Here is a 25,036-nt window from a genome sequence, read left to right on the forward strand (position 1 = left end):
CAACCTTCAAAATTGAAATTACAGATATTAATATACTGGTTATCTATAATCCAATTTAAAATGGTTTCTGTCTGTTTATCGGTTAAACTTGTAACATTACCTTTTCCATCCACTGCAACAAAATAAACATTACCAGTAATGATTATATAGTTACCCTTTTCATCCAGTAGAATCCTGTTAGGTTTTAAAGATGTACAAAAGGATTTAAAGAGTCTATATATTCTTGGTTATCTTCCAGTTCATTTCTTCATGCTTATAACTTCCATTGTTATAAAGTAAGCGTCAAATAATCCCCACCTGTATTCAGATGGGGATTTCGTGTATGCTTTATTTAGATTTATTAGGAACGTGACATTCTTGAGGGAGTGTTGCTGACCATGGTAGGAACTGAGCCAATTGCTCCTTATCTGTCGTATCCATATTGGGAAGTTCTTCAAATAAATAGTTGAGATAATTGAATGGATTTAACCCATTTTCTTTGGCTGTCTCAACGAGACTGTAGATAATCGCACTGGATTTAGCTCCCTTTGCGGTATTGCTGAACAGCCAATTTTTCCTTCCCAGCACAAAAGGCTTGATGGATCGTTCTGCACGGTTATTATCAATTTCCAGACGGCCGTCCTCTAAAAATGCTTCTAACTGTTCCCATTGTTTACGACAATATTTAATCGCCTGCCCAAGGGCACTTTTTGGCAGCACGCGAGGTGTCTGTTCTTGAAGCCATGCCAAAAAAGCCTCCAACACTGGCTGGCTGCGCTCTAAACGCTTTTCATAGCGTTCTTGGGGACTTGCGTCCTTTAATTCACGTTCAATGTCGAACACCTTATTACAGAAGGCCAACCCTTCTTTTGTCTTCGCACCTGTAGTGGATGATGCGGAGTCAGGCAACGCCTGCAGTGCTTCTGTAAATTTGCGGCGTGCATGCGCCCAGCAGCCCACCAGGGCTACATCAGGCAGTCCGTTATAGGCGGGATAGCCGTCTACATGCAAGTATCCCTGAAAGCCTTCCAGGAATCGGCGGGGGTGTTTACCGGCCCGGGTTTGCTGATAATCGTACAGAACAATTGGTACATCAGCCTGTCCGGAGCGATACAGCCACATGTAGGATTTTGACGTTGCGGACCGTTCCGGTTCGGATAAAACTTGTAATGTTGTCTCATCCGCGTGTGCGATGTCCAGCTCCAATAATTGGGCATGCATTTCGTTGTAAATCAGCTCAAGCCAGGTATTGGCACCGTACATCATCCAATTGGCCAGTGTCTGGCGTGGGATGAATACACCAAAACGCTCCAAATGCTTCTCTTGCCGATACAGTGGCATGCCTTCGACATATTTTTGAGTCATGGTGTAGGCCATTGCGGATGGAGAGGCCAGGCTACCCGGAAAGACAGGTTCTGGCATCTTCGCTGTCACAATTGGTGTTTCGAGCTCATGGCGTTCACAATGGCGACAGCTATATACATGGCGTACATGCTCCACCACTTTCACTTGTGCAGGAATGACCTTTAACTCTTTACGCACTTCCGTGCTCATGTCATGTAGTTCTTCACCGCAACACGAACAGACCTGTTCCTCATCAGTCAGACGATATTCCATCGTTTCTGTAGGCAGGTTTTCAAGCTTTTGTTCGCGCTGGCCACACTGTTTCTTGCGTTGATATGTAATCGTCTCGACAGTTGGTTCTTGGGTAGTCGGATCAGCTGTTTCTTCGGCTTCATTGAAAAGGGAGAGCTGGTTTGAGTCGGTCTTCTCACTGGAAGAACCAAATCTGCGTTGTTGGCTTAGACGAAATTGTTCTTCGTACCATTTTAGCTTGGCCTCCAACGCCTCGTTTTCCATCTCAAGCTTTTCATTTTGCGCTTTAAAATATTCAATTGATTCGTTTGATGTATGCGCTGTTTTTTCCATAAGATAAGTATACGAAAAAGAACCCGACTTGCCTAGTCGAATTCCTGTATTTTCATATTTCAGTTTCTTATAGTCTTATAGAATAGTGCGCGCTTTCACCTCACGGTGTGCCTGTTTCTGTTCGATTGGCAAACCATCCAGCAGCCAACGAAGTTGGCGCGGGCTGATATTCATGGGTGCCGAATCATTTTCAGTTGGCCAATGGAAGGTCCCTCTTTCCAGCCTGCGGTAATGCAACCAAAATCCGTTGTGTTCCCACTGAAGGATCTTCAGCTTGTCACGTTTCCGATTACAGAAAACAAACAAGCAGGGGGAAAAGGGATCGAGGTCAAAACATTCTTGTACAATAATCGCCAGACCGTCAATGGATTTGCGAAGATCCGTGCTGCCGCGAGCCAGGTACACACGATCGAATGTTACATTTGTCAGCATTAGCTTCGCAGGACATGAATGATATCGGATAGTAAGCCAACATTGGCTCCCGGCCGGACTTCGACTGAAATAGCACCAAAGTGAATGAAGATCGGGTCCTGTCCTTCGGACGATAACATGTCATCCTCCACTTGGGCGGCCAGCCATTGAGTTTCTGAGGTCTTCGGTTCTGGTGAAATCATATCTCTCTCGAAACGTCGAACCCAATAATACATTTGGTGAACCTTGATATCTTGGTCACGACACCATTCAGCTATACTTTGGCCACTGGCTTTCCAAGAGTCATATCGCGTCTTCCATTCTATTCGTTTGTCTTTCAGGGTCATCACATAACCTCCCAAATAAATTCTAAGAAGATTATCGCATCGATGACCTGAGATTAATACGTGTATTTTATTTGACGCTTACTCCTGTGATTTAACTTTAGATTTACCCTTATTACGTTCTGTAAAACGTGATATTAGCTTTACTTTAAACATTTCTGTGTCAAAACCACTTGGATTTTTTAAATAATCCATTGCATAAAGATATTGAAAAAAACTTTTTTTATATCTTTGTTGTGTGTCCAATTCGACCTTCGGGATAATTTTTTTATAATCATTAAAAGTTAGCTTTGTTACATCTAAATCTTCTACATCATTAACTAGTAGATTATGTATACTACTTCTATATTGTGCTTTTGTAGTTTCATTAGTGTAAAGAGATAAAAATGAATTAATAGCCTTTAAACTTATTGGATATTCCATTAGTAAATTATCCATAACATCTTTAGGTATTGAATCTTTTTTGACCATTTATTTCACCTTTGTCTATTTTATAATTTAGGACTATTTTATCATATTTTTAATTCTTTTCCTAAAAATAACACAATAAACAAAAATAGGTGCTGGAATATCTCCAACACCCACGCCATGAAAACAGACCTTAAACAAATACGTAAAAAGAAAGCGGAATCCTTGATTACATAACTTAAACAATTTTTACTTGAATTTCAGACAAAAAGACTGCACTTTGCTGGGAATAATGCCAGTGAGTGCTTTGATTATTTATACTGTTGTATGCCTTGCAGTGCCTGATTTACTTCATTATCTGATATGGTAAGATGCTGTAATGATACTGGTGCTTTTTCCGTTTTAATTCCCAGCATTTCAGCCATTTTTGCATTATGGTTAAAGCCGAATTCCTTCAGGTGCCTTTCTATAACCTTATCTGTATCAATCGCATCCTGATATGCTTTACCCACCGAAACAACACCCTTTAAATATGCCTGTTTCTGATGCTGAAGCTTGTTTGCTGTTTGCTGTATTTCTTCAGCCAGTGCATTTGTGTAAGCATCCTGAAGTTCCTGAATTTGATTAATAATATTCAATGTATCTTCTTTCTTGAATCCCTGCACCTTGTCCAGTTCTTCAGATGCTTCCTGAAGCGATTCTTCATAAGGTTTCAATGCCTGTTCAGCATCTTTCACATCGTGTTCTGAAGCAAGCTTCTTTGTGTATTGCTTGAAAACATCCTTATACTGCTGATAATACCGTTCATATTCCGTCAACTTACTATTATAATCAGCTTTCAACCCTGCAAGGCTTTTATTATAGCCATATGTAAGGCTGGTAAGTTCTTGTTTTAGCTGGTTAATCCTTGTAACATGCTTATCTTGTTTAGGTGCTTCAGGTGCTTCAGATTCCCTTTTATTCCGTATAAATATCCCCTTGCAGTAGTCTAAGATACCTTTAAACATCCTTTGTTCCCCCTTCCCTTGCTTCAAAGTTAAAAACTAGGTTATTCAGTTCTGATATAAAAGCTTCTTTATCCGATGCATTTCTGAAATACCTTGTATGGTTCACCGATTCACCAGCATCAGTCAGCATTATACTTAATTTATGGTGTTCTGATTCAGATTTTTCAGCCAGTGCCTTTTTACTTTGCATGTTTGCCCTTCTATTTTCTTTTGTCCAACTTGGTTTATCTGCCATAATTCCACCCCTTCATATATAAAAAAACACTGAAGTTAATCAGTGTTTTTTTTATCGTCATCAACTGTATATAAAATGTCATCTTCGTGTATTTCTGTAACATCATCATTCTCAAATAAAAGATTAAATCTGCTAACATCTATTACAAGATTTGTAATGATTCCTTTGTCATCAGTTTCAGCAATTACTGGATAAAAACCATCTGCACGTGTGTTATAATATACGCCTTCATCGGTTCCAGCATCTGATAATTTAATATTTGCAGTATCTACTGGAATATAGTTATAAATAAAAGCACCGTTCTTTACATTTGTTTTCATCTGTAATCCATCCTTTTTTATTGTAGTTTTATTTTCCTTTACACGCCTACAACAAGATTGAATTGAGATTCAGACACATATTTATAAAAAAAAGGCTGGTAAATAACCAGCCCTAGCCGTTAAATCTTAGGATTAAGTTTTCTTTGTCGGTACACCGTGCTTAACTCACGGTTACCGATGTTTAAGTAATCTTTACCTGTACCAAATTCATGCCCGAATCCGTCAACATATGGGGAAGGATAATCTATATAATTACGTGTTTTCAACCCCCCATCTACTGCAACATCAGCCATTTTACTTTTCAGTAGATATGTTTTGAACTGTTCATTCGATATATCAATAATTTGTTTAAGGTACTGCTGTTTAGCTTCTTTCAGCTTGTCCAGTGTTTCAGCGTATTGCTTTCTTTCTTCTTTTTGCAACTCTTTTTCGATTTCTTGGTATTCAGCATATACCTTTGATAATTCATATTGTTCAAGTCCATCAATATCGTTTACCTTTTGCTGGAGTGTAGCCAGTTCCTGCCGTTTTGCATCAGTTTGCTGTTTGATTTCATGATAAGCAGAAACATCTATATCATTCATGATGTATAGTGAATACGTTTCTTTTTCTTGCTTTTCCAGTTCCTGAATGGATTCTTCCAACTTTTCAGCATCTTCTTTTGCTTTCTGTTTCGAAGCTTCAAACTTTTGCCGTACCTGTTCAGCCTTATCTATTAGTTTTTGTGTTTCTGTAAATACATTTGCCATTATTCTATACCCCTTTCGCTTTTCAACCGTGTTAATAAAGAAGCCTTCTTATCTTCTACTGTTCTATCATCTGACGGCTTGCCTTTTTCAGTGATTCCCATCCGTTGCATTGCCTTTTGCTTCTCGTACTGAACAACATAATCAAAATGTTCAAGATACATATTGATTTCTTTTTCTGTTGGATTATCACTATTAACCCTTGCCAGTATGTGCTTTTTCACCACATCGTAAGCACGTAACTCATCACTGCTTATCAATTCGCCTTTAAGTTCCTGCACATAAGCGGAAAAGTCAGGATTTTTCAGCCATTTGCTTAGTGTTGCAGTAGACATGTTAAACTTCTTTACAAATTCGCCTTGTGGAAGCCGGTTATTCAATCCGTTCTGCACCCATGCTTTTGCAATCTTCACCTGTCTTTCTGTAAGCTTTTCAGGTGGTTCAATGTTCATCATTCCACCCATAAATAACACCCCTTCTAAACTGTGAAATATTTTCTAATAAAGTCTTTTGGTTGCAGTGAACGCCAGCCTGAAAGCTTCCTTTCAGTTTGCTTCGTGTAAAATTCGCTGGATATTAATGCATCCAGCAATACATTACAGCGTTTAATGTTCACACGCTTCTGCATCAGTTCATCAATTAAATCCTGAAGTGATGCCAGTGCTTTATTCTTATTACGTCTTGCAATATTTTGGTATCTTTCAATGTGTTCCATATAATTCGTATTGGTATATACTGCAAAAAACCGCAGTTCATTATGCTTTAGTTCTTCTAATACTTCAGCCACCAGTACAGCCAATTTCTGTACTTGATGCAGATGCCTTTCATCATTCAATGCTTTTTTAATAGCTTTGAGTTTCTTCAATTCCTGCTGTAACAACCCCCTACACCCCTTTTATTGTTGGTTTGATTTCTTCAGCCCTGAAAGTAAGTACACCTCATCTTGCGACAAGCCTTTTTCTTCAAGTGCCTTAATAACTTTTCTTTTGGTGGTTTCTGAAATGTTCAGCAATCCATTCTCGTAATGTGATAATGTACTTTGGTTTTTTCCAATCGCTGAAGCCAATTCACTTTGTGTGAAGCCAGCAACCGCCCTGCATGTTCTTAGTAAATGCTTATCCAATTAATAACACCCCCTTATAGAAGTAATAAATTATTAGTAAGAAGCTATAAAAAAAGATGACTGGGTTTAAACGCCAGTCATCACACATTACATTTCAGCCATTCAATCATTCTGTTAAATTAAGCTGAAACAGACACACATGAATACAAAAAAGGTTAGTAACAATGTTCTTGGAATTTGTTGCGACAAGGTATGTCGTACCTGTCGCATATATATAGGTTCACGAAACCCTTATAAAGTACGACAAAGAAAAAAATAAAATATTATTTAACTTTCAATCATGAAATGCTGTTATACTTAAAAGGGGATAATAAAAGCTGGCTGAAAAAGACTTTTCAGTAAATAAGGTGGTGTTGGTATGTCCGATGTATCGGATATTCTAAAGGTGATGAATGAAATTAACGAAAAGCTGGAAGGTTTAAAGAGTGGGCAGGATTCCATTATTTTAGATTTGAAGGCGTTAAATGAAAAGGCAGATAAACTTATCAGGTAGACTTTCAGAGTAAAATATTTGTGCTGAAAAATTAAAAAGGCACTGAAATATTTCATCCAGCACCCCAATGAAAATTAGTAGCACCATTTTAGAGTTAAAAAGTAATAAATATACACAAACCTATAGAAAAATTTACAATTCATTTTACTGAACTGCACTTTGGTGTTATTCTTGATAAAAGCCAATTAATTTTAAACCGTCATCTGTATCATGTATTTTCTCAAACCCATAATGTTTATATGTGTCTATATGGACAGGTGACTTTATAAATCGTACTTCCTTTGATTGCAATTTATTTATATATAGCTTTGCCTGTGGAAATTTTCCATTTATATAGAGAATATCTTCTTCTTTATAGCCACCAGGCGGTATATAATCATAGTACAATGTTTCTTTTATATCTTGAAACTTAACTAATCTTTCATTTGCGGGTAATCCTTCGAGTATATCAAATTCCTTTTTTTGTATTCTTATAAAATACTCTATATTTACATTAGTGGCTGGAAGGTCACCATTGTTATGTATTCTTAACTTCCATACTACCATATCATGTTTTACTTCAGGAAAAGGAAAACCTTCTTGATTAAAATCTAACCCACTAATTTTATCATTGACTGAAGCATCAAATTTATTTTTGGCATCTTCTATAGTTCCTTCCACAAATAACTTCGGATTTAAATTTCTATGAGTTAGTTTATAAACTAAAAAAACTATGTAAAGATTAGCAAGCGGTACCAATACGTTGCCTATAAAGGTTAATACATCACCAATTTCAGCAATCTTAGTAGTTATGTAACTAGCAATGAAAATGTATTTTATCAAGTTTTACTCTCCTAACCAACAATAAAATAATGTGCTGGTTTTATTATACAATGAAGAGAAATTATTTAACAGTTATTGTAAGTAATTCATACAGTAAGTGAGACAAACTTTTCATACTTTACATAAATACAGTAAAATTAAGTGAATGATAGTTTTTTCTGTCATAATACATAGGTACATGGATAACATTGGAAAAATGATGCTACAAAGTAAAGGTGGTGTTAGTGTGTCTGCTGTTTCTGAAATGCTGAAAGTACCGGATGTACTTGATAATATGAATAAAAGGCTGGATAATTTACAGCGTGGGCAGGGTTATATTAAATTAGACCTGAAGAAATTGAATGATAAGGCAGATTATCTTTCAAGGGAAATATAAGTGCCGAAATATGTACCGCAAATTTTGACAGCCGAATCAATTTCATAATTGCTCTTTTTAAAAACACAAAGACCTGCAGAATTTTTAAAATGGATTTTTTAAAATTCCTTTAAACAGCTTGCTAGGCAGCCTGTTGTTGGTTTAGCTTCGCATTAATACGATCTGCAGCTAGTTTTGAAGCATTATACATCAAAGTAACGATGTCAAAATGGACTTTAGCACGTTCACCTGTGCGATTACGAACATTGTTGAGCTGGAAGAACTCCTTTAAATACGCATTAACACGTTCCACTGCTGAACGACGGTTGTAAATAGCTTTCCAGGCTTTGGAGCCACGAGCCGGCGCTGTGTATCGTCTGAGGTCTTTGGTAATTTTCATCTTGAACACTTTTTGGCAAATACCTTCATTGGCTAATGGGCAATCTTTGCATTCCTTCGGGCTCGTGTACTTCAGTGTTTCATATTTGGCATCGTAACTATCATAACGATACGAATGCTCACGGAAACAAGTCGGGGCAAAATACTTATCAAACCCAATTGGTTCCGATTCATTCCGTTTATTATAGGCAATAATGGATTGCTGCCCCATTTGGTACACTTGCTGGTAAATCGGTTCAAAATCATAACCGGCATCCATCGTTTGATAACACAAGTTTGGAAGTGGCAAGCGTTCATCAATCCCTTTCAATAACGGAATGGCGCCTTTTCCGTCGTTCATTTTTCCTGACGAGAAAAGGGACTGTAAAATATATTGACTCGATGTACCAACCGCCAGATGGCCTTTATAGCCAAACCAGAATTCGTTTTTGCCTTCACTATTCTTCTTGACTCCCCATTGGGGATCCCGAGGAACTTCATCACGAAGTTCGGTTAAGGAAGCGTCTAATTGGGCTTCAATTTTTTTGTCATAAAGAGGCATATTAGCTTCTTTTTCAGCTTTTTCCTTTAACCATTGTTCACGCTCTTCTTTGGATTTACTGCCGCGCTTTTTAGGCTCCGGCTTTGGCTTTTCTTCTTTAAGTGGTGCCTGATCGCGTGCTTCGAAGTGAGTAGCATCGATTGCGACTGTATCATCAATGATAAAGCCTTCCGCAATGGCTTGGAGGACAACCTTTTCCTGCGCTTTTTCCAAAGCGTTTGTTTCTTTCAACTTCGCAAAAAGCCGGGAATAAGAAGCTTCAGATGGGATTGGATCAGAAACAAGAAATCCGCAATTCAGTTTAAAGGCAATATCGTCATTTAGACGTTTGACCAGGTCTTTTATCGTTGGGATGCGCTCGATGTATCGAATGAAAATGGAAATAATCATCGCTGCATAATTCAGCTCTTCCGGCGCACCAAGTCGCGATTTTTTGGTCACTTCATGGTAAATCGAATCCAAATCAATCGCGGAAATGATTGCCTCATATTTTTGGGTAGGTTCCATTTCATATAATTCTTGGATGCCAAATAGGCTCGTTTGCCGTATAATGGTCATAGGAAGTACTCCTCCAGTCTTTTTGGGATGTTTAGTCAACGACCATTATACAAGATTTGGGGAGGTACTTCCTTTTTTATGTCTGCGAGCCCTTGCGAGATAAGGGCTGGGAATTATGAAATTCACTCAGCCGATTGCTGAAAATATAAAAAGACAAAACCCTATTCACCCCTTAATGTTTCAGTAGGTGCAGTGTGTTCAGTGTGGGCAGGGAAATTTCAGACGCTGATTATATGGTCTGTAAATTATAGACGCAAACTCACACAAATCCCTGCACCCCCTACCCTTTACTACTTTTGAACATTAGGATTCAACTTCATCAGCTTCACTTACATCAGCTTATTAATTGGATTCTTTCAAATTAATTTATCTTTTCTTTTGTTGCTTGCTTTGTCTTGCTTGTCTGCATCACTACTGCACTACCACACTACATGCACACACATCAGCAAGAAAGAAAAAAGATAAGCAACGCCAGCCAGCCACACACCAGCTAAAAATGTTTATTATATACCCGTAGTCCTGCTGTATAACACAGCCCTGTATAAGCCTGTATGTGCCTTATATGCACATGCCTGTATATGCTTCATATTTGCCACTAAACACGCTTCTATATGTAACAGGATATAAGCTACCTGAAGCACTGAACAAAGCCCCTTATACCCTTTAAAATAGCCCTATCCCCTTTTTTAAAACACTGGTACACCCTTCAAAAAATAACACCCCTACCCCCTTAATTTTTTAGTTTCTTTCCAATGTAAGAAAATACATAAAAACTTACATTCATAATGCTGTATCTATTGACTTTATCAGATATAAGCCTTATCATATTGGTATCTCAATAAAATCGTACATTCAAAACACTGTATTTACTGGAATAGAAGGGATACAATTTAAATGCCTAAACAGATAAAAGATGTTCAGCCAATAAGAAGCCAGCAACAAATAACTGATATGAAGTGGTCACTTAAAAAATGGTGTTCTGAACGTGATTATATACTGTTCTTAATCGGTATTAATTCAGGTTTACGTGTTGGGGATATGCTGAAACTAAAAGTTAAGGATGTTAAAAACAAGAAAAGGGTTGTTATTCAGGAAGGCAAAACCAAGAAGAAAAGGATAATAAACCTTACTAACATTTATCAGGAAGTTCAGGATTACGTTAAAACAGTACAATCAGAATGGCTGTTCCCTAGTCGTAAGGGCGATAAAGCCATTACAACTACACAAGCATACAGACAACTTAATAAGGCTGGTGAAATGGTTGATATACCTGAAGGAATAGGAACACATACCATGCGAAAAACATTTGGTTACTGGTATTATAAACAATCTAAAGATATTGAATCACTTCAGCAAATACTCAACCATTCAGACGTTAAAGCTACCAAAAGATACATCGGAATCACTGAAGATGAAATTAATAATACACTTGAAAATTTTGTACTATAAGAAGCTGGCATGATGCTGGTTTCTTTTTTTGTGTATCTTGAAAGTTAGTATTCAACAAAATTGCAGTCTGAAAAAGGAAGGGAAGAAGATTCCTTTCAAACATCCAAGAACCGATTCATGTATAAAATTAACAAGTTCCGCACCATCCCAAGCACACCCACTGTTCACATTAAAGTATATTAATGTTCTTTAAATAGCACAAATTATAATCTACTGAAATGTACTGCAAATACTGGATTCGCCCCTGTTAAAAGCTATTAAAATTCCTTAACCACCCATTCATTCAGTGACTGATATACCCTATTTTCTGCCACAATTACTGTTATTACTGAACACACCAGCCACACCGTAAAAAAAAACAAATTCACCTGAAGATGTGGTGTATTTTACTAGGATATTTTACCTGTTAAAAGCCTGTTTAAATTTTTTAAATCGGTTTATATCTTTGGTCTTTGTATTTGTGCTGTAAATTCCTTATTCTTGTACATCTTCCACACTTCCCAGCCTATCCATGTATACACCTGATTTACTGAAAGAAACTTGAACTGTTCAGTTTGCCACTTTTCAGGATAGAAACGAATAGCACCAGCAATAATGATAAATGTTTTGTCATACCCCCACCTGTAAACCATTTCTTTTATCTTATCTGAATTGCCAAACCTAAAGTCGAATTTTATTTTAAATACTTTCTTGTATCTTTTCTGCCATTCTTTCTGAAGCAATGCTACTGCTATATCTAAATCAACGCCCTGCAATTGGTAAGGTTGTGTAAATCTCTTATCCATTGAATCAATTCAATCCTTTCATTAAGTTCATAAGCATTTCTAAACCTGAAACAACTTAATAAAAGGATTCAGACCACACTTGTTAAAATTTTTTAATACTGCAACGCCCTGCATTACTCCCCTTGTTTAAAATTTTTTATCCCAGTCCGTTTAAATTTACTAAATTAGTATTTTTTAACTTAACTATAACCACTCTTTAAACAATATCCAGTATCAATATCCAGTAATAAGTACGTGTGTATCTGTCTGTAATTGGTGCGTGTCTTGTTATAGGTATGTAGTACAGTATTACCTTCCTGATTAGTTATCTATTTATAAGGAACGTAAGGAACCAAGCATTTGTAACACTATTTCAGAAAAAGATAGAAAAAATTTCAAAAGGATGCGTATAAAATGAGTTTGGTGAAAACTGTTGAATCATATGAAGAAAGAATCCAAGAAACATATAATTACAAGCTGGAAAAAATCAGATATTCCAAAAATCAAAAAATCATAACTGAAATGGAACAATATTACATTCAGTACTTTTTAAGGTGGACCCCATTGTCAAGACACATATTTTATAAAAATAAGGTGGGGGGTGAGTTATCATTGTTTTCCCTTTCCCATCTTACTAACTAGCTCTTTCTTGTGTCAGGTTCTGTCAAGGGCGTATTTTCCCTTGACAGGTTCTGGCACAGGAAAGATAATTGCCCAAGATGGAAAGGATAACGGTACGGGCTACCCGAAATAAATAGATGCCGGTGTTTGATAATCTAATGATTGATGAGGCCGTTCATGATTATAAAGGTTCATATAATCCCTTATATTGCTTCTTGCCGCTCTTGGTGACCCATAGTCCTTTAAATAGACTTCTTCGTACTTAAGGCTTCTCCAAAAGCGTTCAATCATGATATTATCCAATGCCCGCCCCCTTGAGTCCATACTAATTTGTACGGATGGATGCTCTTTTAAAAGATTAATGTATTTTGGGCTGGTAAAATGACTGCCTTGATCACTGTTAAATATTTCAGGTGTACCGTGCGTGAATGCGTGTTGTACGGCATCCAGGACAAAGTCAATTGCCAACGTCTGATCCAGTTCCCAACTGATAATGTAACGGGAATACCAGTCGATAATGGCCGTTAGATACATCCAGCTATTATGCAAGCGAATGTATGTAATATCAATGCTCCAAACCTGGTTGGGCCGAGTAATATTCACTCCTTTCAGCAGATATGGATAAATACGGTGCTGTAGATTGCGTTTACTCAAATTAGGACCCGGATAAATGGCTTGTATACCCATTTCACGCATGTGACGCCGCACTCTTTTACGGTTGATATTCACTCCTTTTTTCTTTAGTATTTCAGCAATCCTGCGTGAACCAAAATACGGATATTTGGTATAAATCTCATCAATCCAATGTTTCATGGCAACCTCTTCCGGTGACGGTTGAACAGGCTTATAGTAAAGGCTTGAACGATTGATTCCGAGTAGTTTAGCCTGCTGGGAGATAGGCAGTTCCGGATCTACCCAGTCCACCATCTCCATCCGTTCCCGTCTAGTCGTGGTATATGCCAGATTTTTTTTTGATCCACGACAATTGCGTGGTTAACTTTCCGACTTCTGCATAGAGATTTTCAAGCTTTTCTTCATAGTCGGCTTTCATTTTTTCCTGGTCCTCATTCTGCTTGTTAAAGAGCTTCGGCATTTCTTGCAGGAATTGTGTTTTCCACTTATGAAGTTGGTTCACATGGATTCCGTTTTCCGAAGCAATTTGGCTCATTGGTTTTTCTTCCTTCAAGATTTCCAACACGATTTGTGATTTGAATTCTGGTGTATATCTTTTGCGTTTCATATACCTACCTTAACATCTCCTTTTTTCGTGTCTAAAATCTTGGGTCCATTATATTTTTAACAAGTCCATATCTATTAATGATTTGCTTCAAACCCCACCTATTGTACATACAATCAACAATGTTTCAAATGGATTTTACAAAAGCTATAAAAAGTATTCACGTGTTGCTTTAGATGACTTTATATCAGCGTGTAATGAAAAAGCGTGGAAAACAATACAAAGATATGATTATCAAAGTAATTATTGGTTATACCATCATCTAATTAAGTACCTGAAACATGCTTGTATAGACGTTTTGAGAAAAGAAGGATTAACAAAAGAACAATACAACCACACCAATAAGCTTTTTCATGATGCTGGTGCATTTGAATTTGAAAAAGTGGACAATTCCAACATGGAAGAATCAACCGCCTTATCAGTAACCCTTCAGGAAGCCACAAAAAACCTGCCTGAAGATGAATTAAAGGTGTATCAGGTGTTTTTACATGCTGACAATGTGGAAGCCGTCACACTTGATTATATTTGTACTGAAACTGGTTTCCAGTACAGGCAACAAGCAAAAAGGGTACTGAATAGATTACGTAAAAGGCTGGCTGATTCAGGATTATTTGTTGTTTAAGGTTTGTAATGACATATTATAAAGGTGGTAAAAAAACAATGGAAAATAAAAAACAATATCTTGCAATGAGTGTGATTTCAAAAGAAGCAAAAATAAAGCCTGAAAAAGTGAAGTTTTTTCTTAACAATCATAAACAGTTTATTGATTGCATTGAAGGCACCAAGTACCCTAAAACCAATAAAACAGAAATTGAAAAACTGCAATATATTGAACAACTGCACAAACTAGGATTAACGACGTTTGAAGTAAGTGAAGTGCTAGAAGATGCCAACAATATAAACAAGTATAGGAAGTTCGCCAGCGATTACGATTATCAAAACGGCATGACAAGAAAACAACTGATAAATGCATTCTATGACAACGCATTTCCACCCCTTTCATGTTTTAAGTGTAAACTTACTGGAAGAACTGCGGTATTTCTTACAGATAAGATTGTAAATAAAATTGGTGATTACACCCTAACAATGCATAGGACTGTTGAACAATGGACATTTCAAGGATTGTTTAATGAATTATAATAAAATCGGTCTTACTTTCAGCATATCCACTGCATATATAAGTAAGGGAAGCTAGTTTAACGGATGCTGGTTTCCCTTCCCTTTTAATGCAGTTTCTGCTGTAATACTGTAATAACATTCTTTCCGTAACGGAATGCCTTCAGCTTGTGCGGTAAAAATTCCCCACTGGTGTTACTTGCTTTTTTAGCTGGAAAGCTTGTGATGCTGGTGGGGAATTTTTTGTATCTGAAACTGAATATTAATGTTCAATACAGCTTCAAACCTTCAGAAACCTTTAGCAACACTTCAGCAATACCCTTTCAGGATTCCCCAGCCCATAACTAAAACATGTACTTCTTTAGCAATAAGCTTCACTATCACGCAATAACATTCCTACACACAAGATTGCACGTTTAGGGAACATGTTACTTCCACTGTTTGCTACTTTAACAATATTTCCTTTGTTGTCTTTAAGTGATACTGTTTGTGGTGTTATAGCTATATTGTCAATTTGACCATATAGCCCATTCAATATATCCCCGTTTGTTTTTTGCTGGTAAATTAATTTTACCTGCTAATTCCTTTCCATTGCATAAGGTATGTCCATCAGCATCAAATTCATCTCTATTATTAGAAATAGTCATTTTTATTAATGCTGTACTCACACCATAAAATTCAGCAACTTGTTTTGTTGTTGCCATTTCCAGTTGTGGAAGTAGAAGCAATCCTTTTACCTTGTCTAGGTATCTCCTTAAAAACATAACATTTTAGAATTGCCCATATAAACCATTCCAAGCTGAATTTACCCTGTTCCCGTTTTAATTTGCTATCTAATCGTTACCCTATCGGCTTAATTATCCTTCAGGAAACATAAGCTTAATAAGTACTTTACCATAATTAACTAAACCAGTTACAGTATCTAAAGAATCTTTAGTTGTTTTTGCCTTATCAGCAATTTCTAATACTTTACTTTCAGCTTCGTCCTTTGTTTCGGCTTTTAATACATTAGCCATATCTTTATATAATTCCAACACTTCTTCATTAATTTCGTTATTTTTCCTTACTAGCCCTACCATTTCAGGTATAAAAGAAGTGTTTTTTACTACCTGTTCAATCATGTTGTTTAATTCAAGTTCACGTTCTTCTTTAGCTTGTTCTTTTAATCTTTTCACTTCTTGCATTTCTTGAAATGCTTGATTTGCTTGATTTAGTCTATTCGATGCATTTGCTACTCCTTCATCAATTTTCACAATACATTAGCCCCCCTTTTTTTATCAGTTAAATTTATAATTCGATAATAGGAATAAATATCCTTTAATAAGATATGTCTGTTTTTATTTTAATGTTGTTTAAGGCATGAGAACAAGTGAAAAAATCTTAACAAGTAAAGGTGGAATTTGCAGTGTCAAACAAAAAACCGTATAATTTACAATCTGAACAAGGAAGCAAGATGATAATAAACATTGTCGAAAAATCACTAGCTGGAATTACAGTTAAAGAAATTATGGAACTGAAAAAGCTATGTGCTGAAGATAGGTATGAATATTATAACCGTATCAAATTAAAATACATTACATTGCTTCTTCCTTTAGGATTCAATTTTCTTATTACTGAAGAAGTTGAAAAGACAATATTTTTCTTTATTCACGATATTATCCATCAAATTTCCGTAACTGGTATTCCTGATAAGGAACTGGAAATACAAATTTCATAACAACCACACTTTAAGGGAACTGGAAACAGTTCTCTTTTTATATGCCTTCAGTCATCCAGCCAATTGTAATAAAAGCTGGTATCTCTTTTTGGTGCTGGTGCTGTCATCTTGTAATAATCACTGTATTTTATTCTGTCATGATACATCTTTTTAAATAATGCTGGTACACTTTCAGCAACCCCACCAAGATATAAAAACTTGTCCACTTTTGCCACTGCTTTTAATGCTTTTCCATACATAACATCATTGCAGTTACTTCCAGCACGTAGGCAAATAACTGAAGCATTTTCTTTAATGTCATTATGATAATTACCAGCCTTGATAATCTCATACAAGTTTAACTGGTACTGGTTGCTGGTATAATCCTTCAAGTTTATTTCATTAGTTTCTTTAGATTGAATAACTTCAGTTTCCACTGCATCCCTTATATTATTTATTTCTTGTTTAAGGATAAAACTGTTATCTATGTTAGAACTGGAATTTTCCCCTTCAGGCACTGATATTTCAACGTTTTCAGCGTTTGCCTGTTGTGCAGTCTGTGGTGCGATGTATCCTGGATTCCCGCCATCACATAACGATAAATTGGGTGAAAATCCGATAATGTTGGGCTTCATGCCCATTTTTTATTGTTTTATACTCGTTATGTGTTACAATATACATAACGAGGAGGCAAAAAATGGCTATCGTCTATCAGACAGATAAGCGATCAGGGATCACCTATGCGTATGAGTCCATTTCATATTGGGATAAGGACAAGCGGCAATCCCGATCCAAGAGGACCTTAATCGGACGGGTGGACCATAATACTGGTGAAATTGTCTCGACAGACGGAAGAGGACGGAAAAGTCATGAGGAGCATACCGTGACAAAAAGGGGGCCTGTTCCATCTGTGCAAACGTCACGTTATTTTTACGGCGCGACTTATCTTCTTGACGAAATCGGAGCCAATACCGGGATTACAGAAGATCTGAAAGCGTGTTTTCCCGACAAGTACCACCAGATTCTATCCATCGCATACTATCTGGTCTTGGAGGACAACGCTCCGCTCTACCGTTTTGAAAAATGGAGTCATCTACATAAACATCCTTACGGTCAAAACATCACGTCTCAGCGAAGCAGCGACCTGTTCGCGTCCATCACTGAAGACGCAAAATATAAGTTCTTCCAGCTGCAGGGGAAACGGCGGACGGAAAAGGAATTTTGGGCCTATGATATCACCACCATATCCAGCCAGTCTGAACTTTTGAGACAGGTGCAATACGGCTGGAATAAAGAAAGCGACCCACTGCCTCAGCTAAACCTGGCGTTGGTGTTCGGCGAAACGTCCAACCTGCCATTTTATTACCGCAAACTAGCTGGTAATATCCCGGATTCCAAGACCGTCAGAAAACTGCTTGCCGATTTGGATGTGCTTGGTTTCTCCAAAGTGAAGTTGGTCATGGACAGGGGCTTCTACAGCCAGGAAAATATCAACGCATTATTGAAAAACCATCTGAAGTTCCTGGTCTCCGTCAAAATGTCTCTTACGTTCGTCCGGAAAGAACTGGATGCCATCTATGACGGCTTTCGATCGTTTGAACACTACAGTGAGAAATACCAGCTATATGGCCGCACGGTCCGGACAACGTGGCATTATACGCAGCATCGTCCCTATAAAGGGGATACCCTGACACAGTCCAGGCGTATATATATTCACTTTTATTACAATATTGACCGAGCTGCGGAGGACGAAAAAGCATTCGATCGCAAGTTAATCAATCTGCGTCGTGAATTGGAATCAGGGAAAAGGCTGCCAGAACATGAAAAGCAGTATCAAACGTATTTTGAAACAAAAACCACACCGAAGCGCGGGACAAAAGTCACCGTCAAAGAAGAGGCTGTCAACAAGGCCAAGCGATATTTTGGATTTTTTGCTCTGATGACCAATGAAACGATGGACGCCATCGCTGCGTTGGAGCTTTACCGCAATAAGGACGTTGTTGAAAAGGCGTTCGGAAATTTGAAGGAACGGCTGAACCTGCGCCGCACACTGGTATCATCCGAACAGAGTCTTGATGGGAAGCTTTTTGTGGAATTTGTGGCACTCGTCTATCTTTCGTATATCAAAAAGCAAATGCAGGATACCGATTTATCCAAAAAATATACGCTACAGGGCGTGTTGGATCAACTGGATGTTATAGAATGCTTTGAAGCGCCCGGGAAAGAACCGCGTATTGGCGAACTTCTCAACAAGCAAAAAGAGATTTATGAAAAATTAGGTGTTACCCCGCCTGCCTCGTTATGAGTAGGCGGGAATCCAGGATGTATTGTGCGGTATCCAAGAAAAAAACGTTTGTTATAATCTCTTTAAAGTCAGCATGATTTTTGTACAGGAATACATACTTGTTTTTGCCATCAGCTAAACCACCAACAATAAAACACCTTAATTGCTTAATTCCCTTTACTGCATCTTTAACAGTTCTAACAGATGAATCTGTATTCTTTGCCAATGTTTCAGATGCAATTTTACAGATTCCACCAACTGACAGCATGTACACAATTTCATCCAGTATTTTATATCTCTTTGAACCTGAAGGAAACAACCGGTTAAAATTGATGCCATTTGTTAAAGCTTCTTCCTTCACTTCCTGAATGATTTCCCTTTTTGCTTCAGCGTTTCCCTTTTCTATGTACTTTTGTATATCCTGATTATATGCAGTTAGTTTTGTTTTTGTTTCCATATCTAGTTTTCCCCTTATCGTTCGGAAAAAACCATACTCCACCCCTTAAAAAGGCATTACTTAATAAGCCTTGCATTATCGAAATTTTTTCGATAAAATGAAGGTACAATTTGATGTGAATGTACGGCTTTTTCCGTATATTTTGTTTGAAATTCACCTACTACCCAATAGGTGGATTTTTCTTTTGCTTATTATTTAATCACAGCCACTTTAGGATTGTGTAATTCATAAGCTAACTGCCTTAAAGCTTCATCATCATTTAAAATCCAAACCTTATCTAATGCTGTAACAATTTTTGATATTTCATCATAGCTGGCTTGAATATTGATTGTGTTATTGCCTAAATTTTCAACCTTCATTTTTTTCACCCCTATAATTTTAAGTTGTTTAATGGCGAATGTTTTTGATACTTCGCCCCTATTTCTTTATCTGTAAAATCTAAATACGCCTTTTGCGTTACTTCTACACTGGAATGCCCTAATATCCTTGATAATGAAAACCAATCCCCACCGTTCAGCAAATAATACTTTGCAAAATTGTTTCTTAACTGATGTGGGTGGATGTTAACCCCTACATTCTTGCCAGCATCCCTTAATGACTTTTCAAAATTCCGTATTTGTAATTGTGTGCCCCGAATGGTTGGAAATATAAAATCACTACTGGAAAAGCGGTCATGATACTGTAACCAACGTTTTAAATCACTGGACATTTTAAAGGAAAAATACACATATCTTTGTTGATTGTTTTTAGGATTCTCAATTAAAATCGCTTTGTTTTTAAAATCAATTACTTTGGGTATTAATGCCAAACATTCTGAAATACGAATACCTGTATCCAGTAACAAACGTGTGACAATCCAGTTACGATAACCGTGAAAGGTAGTAATATCAAATTGCCTTAATACCTTTACAATTTCATCACTCGTTAGAAGTGCCTTTTGTTTTCTTTTGGGCTTAATAGGTGCTATGGATTCAACTGGATTTGTTTTTATTTCACGTTCTACATCGTATAAATAATTAAAAAATACTTTTATGTTCCGTAAATAATTAGCAATTGTCGTATCACCAATATCCTTTTTATAATCTTTTCTTTGGTCAGGGTGGTTCACTAATAAAGAAGCTTGATTTCCAGTGACTGAATACTTCCCACGTTCACGTAAATATTTAATGTAATGCCGAATGTGTGCAGACTTCACTTTACTGACTTCATTAATTTGAAACTGTTCTTCCATGTACATGGCAAATAACCTTAGTGTTTGTTCATAACTTTTTAATGTTTTTTCAGATAAATGTTTGCTGGTGCAATACAACATGAAATTATCCATTTGCAGTTCCATATCTGATAACAACAAAAAAAGACACCTTCCTTTACTGGTAATTTACATAACCAATAAATAAAGATGTCTTTTGGTAAACAAACGGTTTATTTATAGCCCTAAAAAGAAGTTTGTTGGCTAATGTTCACTAACATAAAAACCTTAAAAATACTGTCATATCAACGTTTATGAAGCTTTATGCTCCAGCCGCAGACGGTCAGCGACCATGGCGATGAATTCAGAATTGGTCGGCTTAGCTTTTGAAATATTAACTGTATAGCCAAACAGTGCTGAAATTGATTCAACATTCCCACGGCTCCACGCGACTTCAATGGCATGCCGTATCGCCCGCTCTACTCGTGATGCTGTTGTGTTATACTTCTTGGCAATATCAGGATACAAGACTTTGGTAATCGATCCTAAAAGCTCAATATCATTGTAAACCATTGTAATCGCTTCTCTTAAATACATGTAACCCTTGATGTGTGCGGGAACGCCAATTTCATGTATGATATTCGTAATATTGGCTTCCAAATCCTTTTTCTTGCGTTCCTTGCCGCCGGATTTTTTAGGTGGCGCCTGTTTTATAGTATCTGTACCCTGCACTTGACGGATCTGTTCAGCCAAATTGTCCAATTCGAAAGGTTTCAAAATGAAATATGATGCCCCTAAGTCCACAGCCTTTTTCATAACCTCTTCTTGACCGAAAGCTGTCAGCATAATAACGTTTGGAGCATTATCTCGTGCTTCTCCGCGTATCGTATTCAGTACTCCAAGTCCATCAATATGCGGCATAATAATATCCAAAACGAGTACGTCCGGCTCCAGTTCATCCAGCATATCCAGACATTCCCGTCCATTGTAAGCTGCCCCGATAACCTCAATATCTTCCTGTTCTTCAAAATACTCCTCCATTAATTGGACGAGTTCCCTGTTATCATCTACTAAACAAACCTGAATTTTTCCCACTAAAAGTTCCTCCTTTAATTCGAGCTTTCTCCACGTTATATATTCGACACATGATCCAAATATCCTTTTTTTATTTGAAAAACTTTAATTTTTTTTCGATATCCTTGTTTTTTCTCTAATTTAATTCAAATATCGATTTAATTTGATAAATTTTGACAAGAAGATGTTGTAATTGTCGAAAAATATTTATAAGTATTATAGCATAAAAAATAAATAAAAATGGCTTGCTATAGAAATTTATTCCTATAACAAGCCATTTTCCTTCAGCTAGCTTTGTCCTCATTTGTTTCCTCTTCTTTTACTTCTATTCCGGCTTCCTGCAGCATCCACTCAATATGAACACCGTAGCCGCTTGTCGGATCATTTACAAATACGTGTGTGACAGCACCAATTATTTTCCCGTCCTGAATAATTGGACTGCCGCTCATTCCCTGGACAATTCCACCGGTTTTATTCAAGAGTTCTTCATCAGTTATTTGAATGACCATTCCCTTTTTTGCCGGATTTTTTTGTGGCACACTGCTTACAACTTTGACATCAAATTCTTCAACGTTCTCTCCATCGAGAACGGTTAGAATTTTTGCCGGTCCTTCTTTGACTTCATGTGACAAGGCAATTGGCATTGGCTTGTCGTATTCGCCATTCGATATTGGTTTGTTTAATTGTCCGAAAATCCCAAACGGACTGTTTTTGGTAATGTTTCCAATCTTTTTGTCATCAACGGAAAATTTCGCCTGTTTTTCACCTGGCGTCCCATTGTTCCCTTTTTCAATTGACGTTACATTTGAACGGACAATCGATCCGTTATGGATTTCGATTGGTTTCTGTGTGTCCATATCGGATATAACATGACCGAGTGCCCCGTAATTTTTGCTTTCAGGGTCATAAAACGTCATGGTCCCGATACCTGCTGCCGAGTCACGGATATACAGCCCGATCCGGTATTTCTCTTCCTTTTTATCTTTTACCGGATCCAAGGTTGTTTCTATCGTTTCATTATCACGTTTCAGCGTGATATCCAGAGGTTTATCATTTTTTCCAGCCTTTTTAACAAATGGCTTAACATCTTCCATTTCCTTAATTTTCTCGCCATTTATTTTTAAAATGACATCACCAACTTGAATATTTGCATCCTCACCTGGTGATATCATCCCGTCCTTGCCTTCAACTTGATGATGACCAACAACGAGTACACCGAGAGTATGAAGCTGAACCCCAATTGATTGCCCTCCCGGTACAATTTTAATATCCTCCAGAACAGACACATCCACTTTCTTTATTGGAAGACCTGCAGCCTCATAAATCAGTTCACTATTTCCGGTTTCCTTTGCATAAAATTCCGTAGAATCAATCGCCTGGAGCGACTCATCCGAGGAAGCAACCGATACGTTATCGCCGATTGCAGGAACACTTATAGGAGCCGATGAATCATCAAAAGCAACAATTTGATTAGGAACGGAAAGGTAATGGCTGACTGGTGTAAAAAAAGGTACTGCCAGAACAGTAATCAGAAGCAGTACCCCTGTCAAAAACCTGATTCTTCGATGATCTTTCACCCAATTCACTCTCCTCATCCTAGCCCCACACCACCAATTAATTTTTTCTCTCTGTATTTCTAATCTGACCGAACGAAGCTTGTTTTAAACTGGTTAAAATCAAGAAAAGATGGTAACATTTCCTGTGTCATAAAATGCATACAAAAAAAGCCAGACATTATATCTTCTGGCTTTTTTCAAAAATTTATCCATAATTTTTTTTATAATCAGCAGCTAAGTCGAGCATTTCTGTGGCGTGATTTTTTGCGGTATCTGTCAATTTGGCGCCGGTGATCATCCGGCCTAATTCATTGATTTTTTCTTCTTTGGACAATTCCTCAACAACAGTAGAACTGCGGTTATCTTTTGCGTATTTCTGAATCAATTTATGTGTATCAGCCATAGCCGCCACCTGTGGCAGGTGAGTAATACACAATACCTGTGACTGACTTGAAATTTGCTGAATCTTTTCACCAATAGCCTGAGCAACCCGGCCGCTGACTCCAGTATCCACTTCATCAAAAATAACACTGGTTATCCCTTGATGCCTTGCAAATATTTCTTTCAAAGCGAGCATTATTCGTGAAAGCTCACCGCCTGAGGCGACCTTATGCAGTGGCCTTAGCGGTTCGCCGGGGTTTGTTGCTATCTGAAACTGAATATAGTCAAATCCGTTGTGGTGCAAGTTTGTCCGCTCACCCTTATTTTTTTTCGTATCAAAGAAGACCGAAAAGGATGTTTTTTCTAAATAAAGATCTTTTAATTCCCGATGGATTTGTTCCGTTAAGGCATGAGCGGCTGTTTCACGCAACTCATGCAGCTGTTTTGCTTCCAAATAAGCATCCTGATAAGTTTCCTCAATTTGTTCCTCCAGTTTTGACAAATGGGAATCTTTATCAGTAATCTGTTCAATTTCTTCTTCAACTTTTCCCAGGTATTCCAACATTTCATTTACCGTTGAGCCATACTTTTTCTTTAATCGGCTAATTTCATCCAACCGTGATTCAATATCGTTCAGACGCTGTGGATCGTACTCTAAAGTATCTGCATAGCTGCGCAGCTCATACATCAGTTCTTCAATTAAAAAATAATGGTTCGACATCTCCTCGGCCTTTTCATTTATAAAGGTATCATATTCTTTGCTGTCCTGCAGCGATTGACTGGCCATGTTCAGCCATTCCAGCCCCTTTTGTTCGCCATAAAGCGCGTTGTAAGCATCCTGTAAACCATTATAAATGTGTTCAAAATTGGCCAATTGACTGCGTTCTTCTTCGAGCTCGTCATCTTCATTCGGAATCAGACTTGCTTGTTCAATTTCGTTCTGCTGGAAATTTAATAAATCAAGACGCTGTGATATCTCCTGTTCGTTTTCACTTAATTCCTTGTATCGCTTTTGTAATGTTGTCAGTTTTTCATATAAACGTGTATATTCCTGTTTTGCGTCTGCTATACGTTCTCCGGCATACAGATCCAATAACCGTATATGGTTATCAGGGTCTAATAATGACTGGGTTTCATGCTGGCTGTGGACATCAATTAATTGTTTGCCAAATTCTTTAAGTATTGCCAGCGTAACCAGTTTGCCATTAACCCTGCAAATACTCTTTCCGCCGGACGTTATTGTTCGGTTTAGAACAACCATTCCATCCTGCACATCAATTCCATATTGATGTGCTGTCTTGTGTATTTGATGTCTGTCTGAATCTAAAGTAAACAGACCTTCCATTTGAGCTTTGCCTGCACCATGCCTTACATATTCGACTGAACCGCGTCCTCCGGCCAGTAACTGAACCGCATCAATAATAATCGATTTTCCTGCACCTGTTTCTCCGGTCAAAACCGTAAGACCTTCGTTAAACGTGATGGAAATTTTATCAATAATGGCAAAATCCTGGATCGATAATTCTGTTAGCACATCTGTCA

The 25,036-nt window shown here is 37.5% G+C and carries 31 protein-coding genes; 7 read left to right on the forward strand and 24 right to left on the reverse strand.

Going from position 1 to position 25,036, the window contains the following annotated elements; all coding sequences use genetic code 11:
• Positions 1-327: 327 nt before the first annotated feature.
• The 11 genes from tnpC to ON01_RS10095 all read right to left on the reverse strand — a co-directional run bounded on the left by tnpC (position 328) and on the right by ON01_RS10095 (position 6,502).
• Complete coding sequence (tnpC, locus tag ON01_RS10045; RefSeq protein ID WP_245545002.1) at positions 328-1,839, reverse strand: IS66 family transposase; 1,512 nt, start codon at positions 1,837-1,839, stop codon at positions 328-330.
• A gap of 144 nt (positions 1,840-1,983) precedes the next feature.
• Entirely contained in the window at positions 1,984-2,340 is a 357-nt protein-coding gene (tnpB, locus tag ON01_RS20230) for an IS66 family insertion sequence element accessory protein TnpB (RefSeq protein ID WP_010530912.1), read from the reverse strand.
• Positions 2,340-2,666 (reverse strand): IS66 family insertion sequence element accessory protein TnpA, encoded by a 327-nt coding sequence (gene tnpA, locus ON01_RS10055; RefSeq protein WP_010530913.1) that lies wholly within the window; start codon positions 2,664-2,666, stop codon positions 2,340-2,342. Before tnpA ends, tnpB begins: the two co-directional genes overlap by 1 nt.
• 78 nt (positions 2,667-2,744) lie before the next feature.
• Positions 2,745-3,134, reverse strand: coding sequence for a hypothetical protein (locus ON01_RS10060; protein WP_010530914.1), 390 nt, complete (start codon positions 3,132-3,134; stop codon positions 2,745-2,747).
• Positions 3,135-3,382: 248 nt separating this feature from the next.
• The gene (locus ON01_RS10065; protein WP_010530915.1) at positions 3,383-4,078 is read right to left on the reverse strand and encodes a hypothetical protein; all 696 of its coding nucleotides are present in this window, start codon (positions 4,076-4,078) and stop codon (positions 3,383-3,385) included.
• Entirely contained in the window at positions 4,071-4,313 is a 243-nt protein-coding gene (locus ON01_RS10070; protein ID WP_010530916.1) for a hypothetical protein, read from the reverse strand. The genes ON01_RS10065 and ON01_RS10070 overlap by 8 nt, the downstream gene beginning before the upstream one ends.
• Before the next feature lie 35 nt (positions 4,314-4,348).
• A complete protein-coding gene (locus ON01_RS10075) occupies positions 4,349-4,633 on the reverse strand; it encodes a hypothetical protein (RefSeq protein ID WP_010530917.1) in 285 nt (94 codons plus the stop codon).
• 119 nt (positions 4,634-4,752) lie between these two features.
• Positions 4,753-5,382 (reverse strand): hypothetical protein, encoded by a 630-nt coding sequence (locus tag ON01_RS10080; RefSeq protein ID WP_010530918.1) that lies wholly within the window; start codon positions 5,380-5,382, stop codon positions 4,753-4,755.
• The gene (locus tag ON01_RS10085; protein WP_010530919.1) at positions 5,382-5,843 is read right to left on the reverse strand and encodes a phBC6A51 family helix-turn-helix protein; all 462 of its coding nucleotides are present in this window, start codon (positions 5,841-5,843) and stop codon (positions 5,382-5,384) included. The genes ON01_RS10080 and ON01_RS10085 overlap by 1 nt, the downstream gene beginning before the upstream one ends.
• 14 nt (positions 5,844-5,857) lie before the next feature.
• Complete coding sequence (locus tag ON01_RS10090; RefSeq protein WP_010530920.1) at positions 5,858-6,259, reverse strand: hypothetical protein; 402 nt, start codon at positions 6,257-6,259, stop codon at positions 5,858-5,860.
• A 15-nt stretch (positions 6,260-6,274) separates the two neighbouring features.
• Positions 6,275-6,502, reverse strand: a complete 228-nt coding sequence (locus ON01_RS10095) for a helix-turn-helix domain-containing protein (RefSeq protein ID WP_010530921.1) — start codon at positions 6,500-6,502, stop codon at positions 6,275-6,277.
• A 358-nt stretch (positions 6,503-6,860) separates the two neighbouring features.
• Between ON01_RS10095 and ON01_RS20075 the strand changes: the two genes are divergently transcribed.
• Positions 6,861-6,995 carry a hypothetical protein gene (locus ON01_RS20075; RefSeq protein WP_280990984.1) on the forward strand — a complete coding sequence of 45 codons (135 nt, stop codon included), beginning with the start codon at positions 6,861-6,863 and terminating at the stop codon, positions 6,993-6,995.
• A gap of 165 nt (positions 6,996-7,160) precedes the next feature.
• On the opposite strand, the gene ON01_RS10100 is transcribed toward ON01_RS20075, so the two are convergent.
• Positions 7,161-7,817, reverse strand: coding sequence for a hypothetical protein (locus tag ON01_RS10100; protein ID WP_010530922.1), 657 nt, complete (start codon positions 7,815-7,817; stop codon positions 7,161-7,163).
• 226 nt (positions 7,818-8,043) lie between these two features.
• Here ON01_RS10100 and ON01_RS19520 point away from each other — a divergent pair, with 226 nt between their 5' ends.
• Positions 8,044-8,193: a hypothetical protein gene (locus ON01_RS19520; protein WP_175284946.1), complete on the forward strand. Its 150-nt coding sequence runs from the start codon at positions 8,044-8,046 to the stop codon at positions 8,191-8,193.
• A 121-nt stretch (positions 8,194-8,314) separates the two neighbouring features.
• Here the strand turns inward: ON01_RS19520 and ON01_RS10105 are convergent, their stop codons facing one another.
• Positions 8,315-9,670, reverse strand: a complete 1,356-nt coding sequence (locus tag ON01_RS10105; protein ID WP_010530923.1) for an IS1182 family transposase — start codon at positions 9,668-9,670, stop codon at positions 8,315-8,317.
• A gap of 894 nt (positions 9,671-10,564) precedes the next feature.
• On the opposite strand from ON01_RS10105, the gene ON01_RS10110 reads away from it, so the two are divergent.
• Positions 10,565-11,119, forward strand: a complete 555-nt coding sequence (locus tag ON01_RS10110; RefSeq protein ID WP_010530924.1) for a tyrosine-type recombinase/integrase — start codon at positions 10,565-10,567, stop codon at positions 11,117-11,119.
• Between the two features lie 437 nt (positions 11,120-11,556).
• Here the strand turns inward: ON01_RS10110 and ON01_RS10115 are convergent, their stop codons facing one another.
• Entirely contained in the window at positions 11,557-11,904 is a 348-nt protein-coding gene (locus ON01_RS10115; protein ID WP_010530925.1) for a hypothetical protein, read from the reverse strand.
• A 720-nt stretch (positions 11,905-12,624) separates the two neighbouring features.
• Positions 12,625-13,744, reverse strand: a protein-coding gene (locus tag ON01_RS10125) for an IS3 family transposase (protein ID WP_138919703.1) whose coding sequence is annotated in 2 segments (ribosomal slippage) — positions 12,625-13,477 and positions 13,476-13,744 — 1,122 coding nt in all. Because the reading frame shifts where the segments join, the coding sequence is not laid out codon by codon here.
• 82 nt (positions 13,745-13,826) lie between these two features.
• Between ON01_RS10125 and ON01_RS19225 the strand changes: the two genes are divergently transcribed.
• On the forward strand, positions 13,827-14,363 hold the full coding sequence (locus ON01_RS19225; RefSeq protein WP_175284947.1) for a sigma-70 RNA polymerase sigma factor region 4 domain-containing protein: 537 nt from the start codon (positions 13,827-13,829) through the stop codon (positions 14,361-14,363).
• A 38-nt stretch (positions 14,364-14,401) separates the two neighbouring features.
• Positions 14,402-14,881: a hypothetical protein gene (locus tag ON01_RS10140; RefSeq protein ID WP_010530928.1), complete on the forward strand. Its 480-nt coding sequence runs from the start codon at positions 14,402-14,404 to the stop codon at positions 14,879-14,881.
• A 485-nt stretch (positions 14,882-15,366) separates the two neighbouring features.
• On the opposite strand, the gene ON01_RS10145 is transcribed toward ON01_RS10140, so the two are convergent.
• Positions 15,367-15,585 (reverse strand): ORF6N domain-containing protein, encoded by a 219-nt coding sequence (locus ON01_RS10145; RefSeq protein WP_010530929.1) that lies wholly within the window; start codon positions 15,583-15,585, stop codon positions 15,367-15,369.
• A gap of 129 nt (positions 15,586-15,714) precedes the next feature.
• Positions 15,715-16,110, reverse strand: a complete 396-nt coding sequence (locus ON01_RS10150) for a hypothetical protein (protein ID WP_010530930.1) — start codon at positions 16,108-16,110, stop codon at positions 15,715-15,717.
• A gap of 152 nt (positions 16,111-16,262) precedes the next feature.
• On the opposite strand from ON01_RS10150, the gene ON01_RS10155 reads away from it, so the two are divergent.
• Positions 16,263-16,574 (forward strand): hypothetical protein, encoded by a 312-nt coding sequence (locus tag ON01_RS10155; RefSeq protein WP_010530931.1) that lies wholly within the window; start codon positions 16,263-16,265, stop codon positions 16,572-16,574.
• A 47-nt stretch (positions 16,575-16,621) separates the two neighbouring features.
• Here ON01_RS10155 and ON01_RS10160 read toward each other — a convergent pair whose 3' ends face one another.
• Entirely contained in the window at positions 16,622-17,188 is a 567-nt protein-coding gene (locus ON01_RS10160; protein ID WP_138919769.1) for a hypothetical protein, read from the reverse strand.
• A gap of 62 nt (positions 17,189-17,250) precedes the next feature.
• On the opposite strand from ON01_RS10160, the gene ON01_RS10165 reads away from it, so the two are divergent.
• Positions 17,251-18,858, forward strand: a complete 1,608-nt coding sequence (locus ON01_RS10165; RefSeq protein WP_010530933.1) for an IS1634 family transposase — start codon at positions 17,251-17,253, stop codon at positions 18,856-18,858.
• Here ON01_RS10165 and ON01_RS10170 read toward each other — a convergent pair.
• From ON01_RS10170 to recN, 6 genes are all read right to left on the reverse strand, one after another.
• Positions 18,836-19,294, reverse strand: coding sequence for a hypothetical protein (locus tag ON01_RS10170; RefSeq protein ID WP_010530934.1), 459 nt, complete (start codon positions 19,292-19,294; stop codon positions 18,836-18,838). The two genes, ON01_RS10165 and ON01_RS10170, sit on opposite strands and share 23 nt — an antisense overlap.
• Positions 19,295-19,485: 191 nt before the next feature.
• Positions 19,486-19,653 carry a hypothetical protein gene (locus ON01_RS19525; RefSeq protein WP_175284948.1) on the reverse strand — a complete coding sequence of 56 codons (168 nt, stop codon included), beginning with the start codon at positions 19,651-19,653 and terminating at the stop codon, positions 19,486-19,488.
• Positions 19,654-19,664: 11 nt separating this feature from the next.
• Positions 19,665-20,630 carry a tyrosine-type recombinase/integrase gene (locus ON01_RS10175; protein WP_040912455.1) on the reverse strand — a complete coding sequence of 322 codons (966 nt, stop codon included), beginning with the start codon at positions 20,628-20,630 and terminating at the stop codon, positions 19,665-19,667.
• A gap of 165 nt (positions 20,631-20,795) precedes the next feature.
• Entirely contained in the window at positions 20,796-21,578 is a 783-nt protein-coding gene (gene spo0A, locus ON01_RS10180; RefSeq protein ID WP_010530936.1) for a sporulation transcription factor Spo0A, read from the reverse strand.
• 263 nt (positions 21,579-21,841) lie between these two features.
• Positions 21,842-23,134 carry a SpoIVB peptidase gene (gene spoIVB, locus ON01_RS10185; protein WP_010530937.1) on the reverse strand — a complete coding sequence of 431 codons (1,293 nt, stop codon included), beginning with the start codon at positions 23,132-23,134 and terminating at the stop codon, positions 21,842-21,844.
• Between the two features lie 184 nt (positions 23,135-23,318).
• Complete coding sequence (gene recN, locus ON01_RS10190) at positions 23,319-25,028, reverse strand: DNA repair protein RecN (protein WP_010530938.1); 1,710 nt, start codon at positions 25,026-25,028, stop codon at positions 23,319-23,321.
• Positions 25,029-25,036 lie beyond the last annotated feature (8 nt).

The organism is Lentibacillus jeotgali, assembly GCF_000224785.1.
Lineage (GTDB): Bacteria > Bacillota > Bacilli > Bacillales > Amphibacillaceae > Lentibacillus > Lentibacillus jeotgali.

Bases quoted from the DNA above. Each gene is read 5' to 3' on its own strand.
- ON01_RS10080 (WP_010530918.1), bottom strand. From the start codon at position 5,382: ATGGCAAATGTATTTACAGAAACACAAAAACTAATAGATAAGGCTGAA.
- tnpA (WP_010530913.1), bottom strand. From the start codon at position 2,666: ATGACCCTGAAAGACAAACGAATAGAATGGAAGACGCGATATGACTCT.
- ON01_RS10115 (WP_010530925.1), bottom strand. From the start codon at position 11,904: ATGGATAAGAGATTTACACAACCTTACCAATTGCAGGGCGTTGATTTA.
- ON01_RS10060 (WP_010530914.1), bottom strand. From the start codon at position 3,134: ATGGTCAAAAAAGATTCAATACCTAAAGATGTTATGGATAATTTACTA.
- ON01_RS10065 (WP_010530915.1), bottom strand. From the start codon at position 4,078: ATGTTTAAAGGTATCTTAGACTACTGCAAGGGGATATTTATACGGAAT.
- tnpB (WP_010530912.1), bottom strand. From the start codon at position 2,340: ATGCTGACAAATGTAACATTCGATCGTGTGTACCTGGCTCGCGGCAGC.
- ON01_RS10085 (WP_010530919.1), bottom strand. From the start codon at position 5,843: ATGGGTGGAATGATGAACATTGAACCACCTGAAAAGCTTACAGAAAGA.
- ON01_RS10110 (WP_010530924.1), top strand. From the start codon at position 10,565: ATGCCTAAACAGATAAAAGATGTTCAGCCAATAAGAAGCCAGCAACAA.
- ON01_RS10105 (WP_010530923.1), bottom strand. From the start codon at position 9,670: ATGACCATTATACGGCAAACGAGCCTATTTGGCATCCAAGAATTATAT.
- ON01_RS20075 (WP_280990984.1), top strand. From the start codon at position 6,861: ATGTCCGATGTATCGGATATTCTAAAGGTGATGAATGAAATTAACGAA.
- ON01_RS10160 (WP_138919769.1), bottom strand. From the start codon at position 17,188: ATGAAGCCCAACATTATCGGATTTTCACCCAATTTATCGTTATGTGAT.
- tnpC (WP_245545002.1), bottom strand. From the start codon at position 1,839: ATGGAAAACGAGGCGTTGGAGGCCAAGCTAAAATGGTACGAAGAACAA.
- ON01_RS10175 (WP_040912455.1), bottom strand. From the start codon at position 20,630: ATGGAACTGCAAATGGATAATTTCATGTTGTATTGCACCAGCAAACAT.
- ON01_RS10075 (WP_010530917.1), bottom strand. From the start codon at position 4,633: ATGAAAACAAATGTAAAGAACGGTGCTTTTATTTATAACTATATTCCA.
- ON01_RS10140 (WP_010530928.1), top strand. From the start codon at position 14,402: ATGGAAAATAAAAAACAATATCTTGCAATGAGTGTGATTTCAAAAGAA.
- ON01_RS10170 (WP_010530934.1), bottom strand. From the start codon at position 19,294: ATGGAAACAAAAACAAAACTAACTGCATATAATCAGGATATACAAAAG.
- ON01_RS10165 (WP_010530933.1), top strand. From the start codon at position 17,251: ATGGCTATCGTCTATCAGACAGATAAGCGATCAGGGATCACCTATGCG.
- ON01_RS10070 (WP_010530916.1), bottom strand. From the start codon at position 4,313: ATGGCAGATAAACCAAGTTGGACAAAAGAAAATAGAAGGGCAAACATG.
- ON01_RS19525 (WP_175284948.1), bottom strand. From the start codon at position 19,653: ATGAAGGTTGAAAATTTAGGCAATAACACAATCAATATTCAAGCCAGC.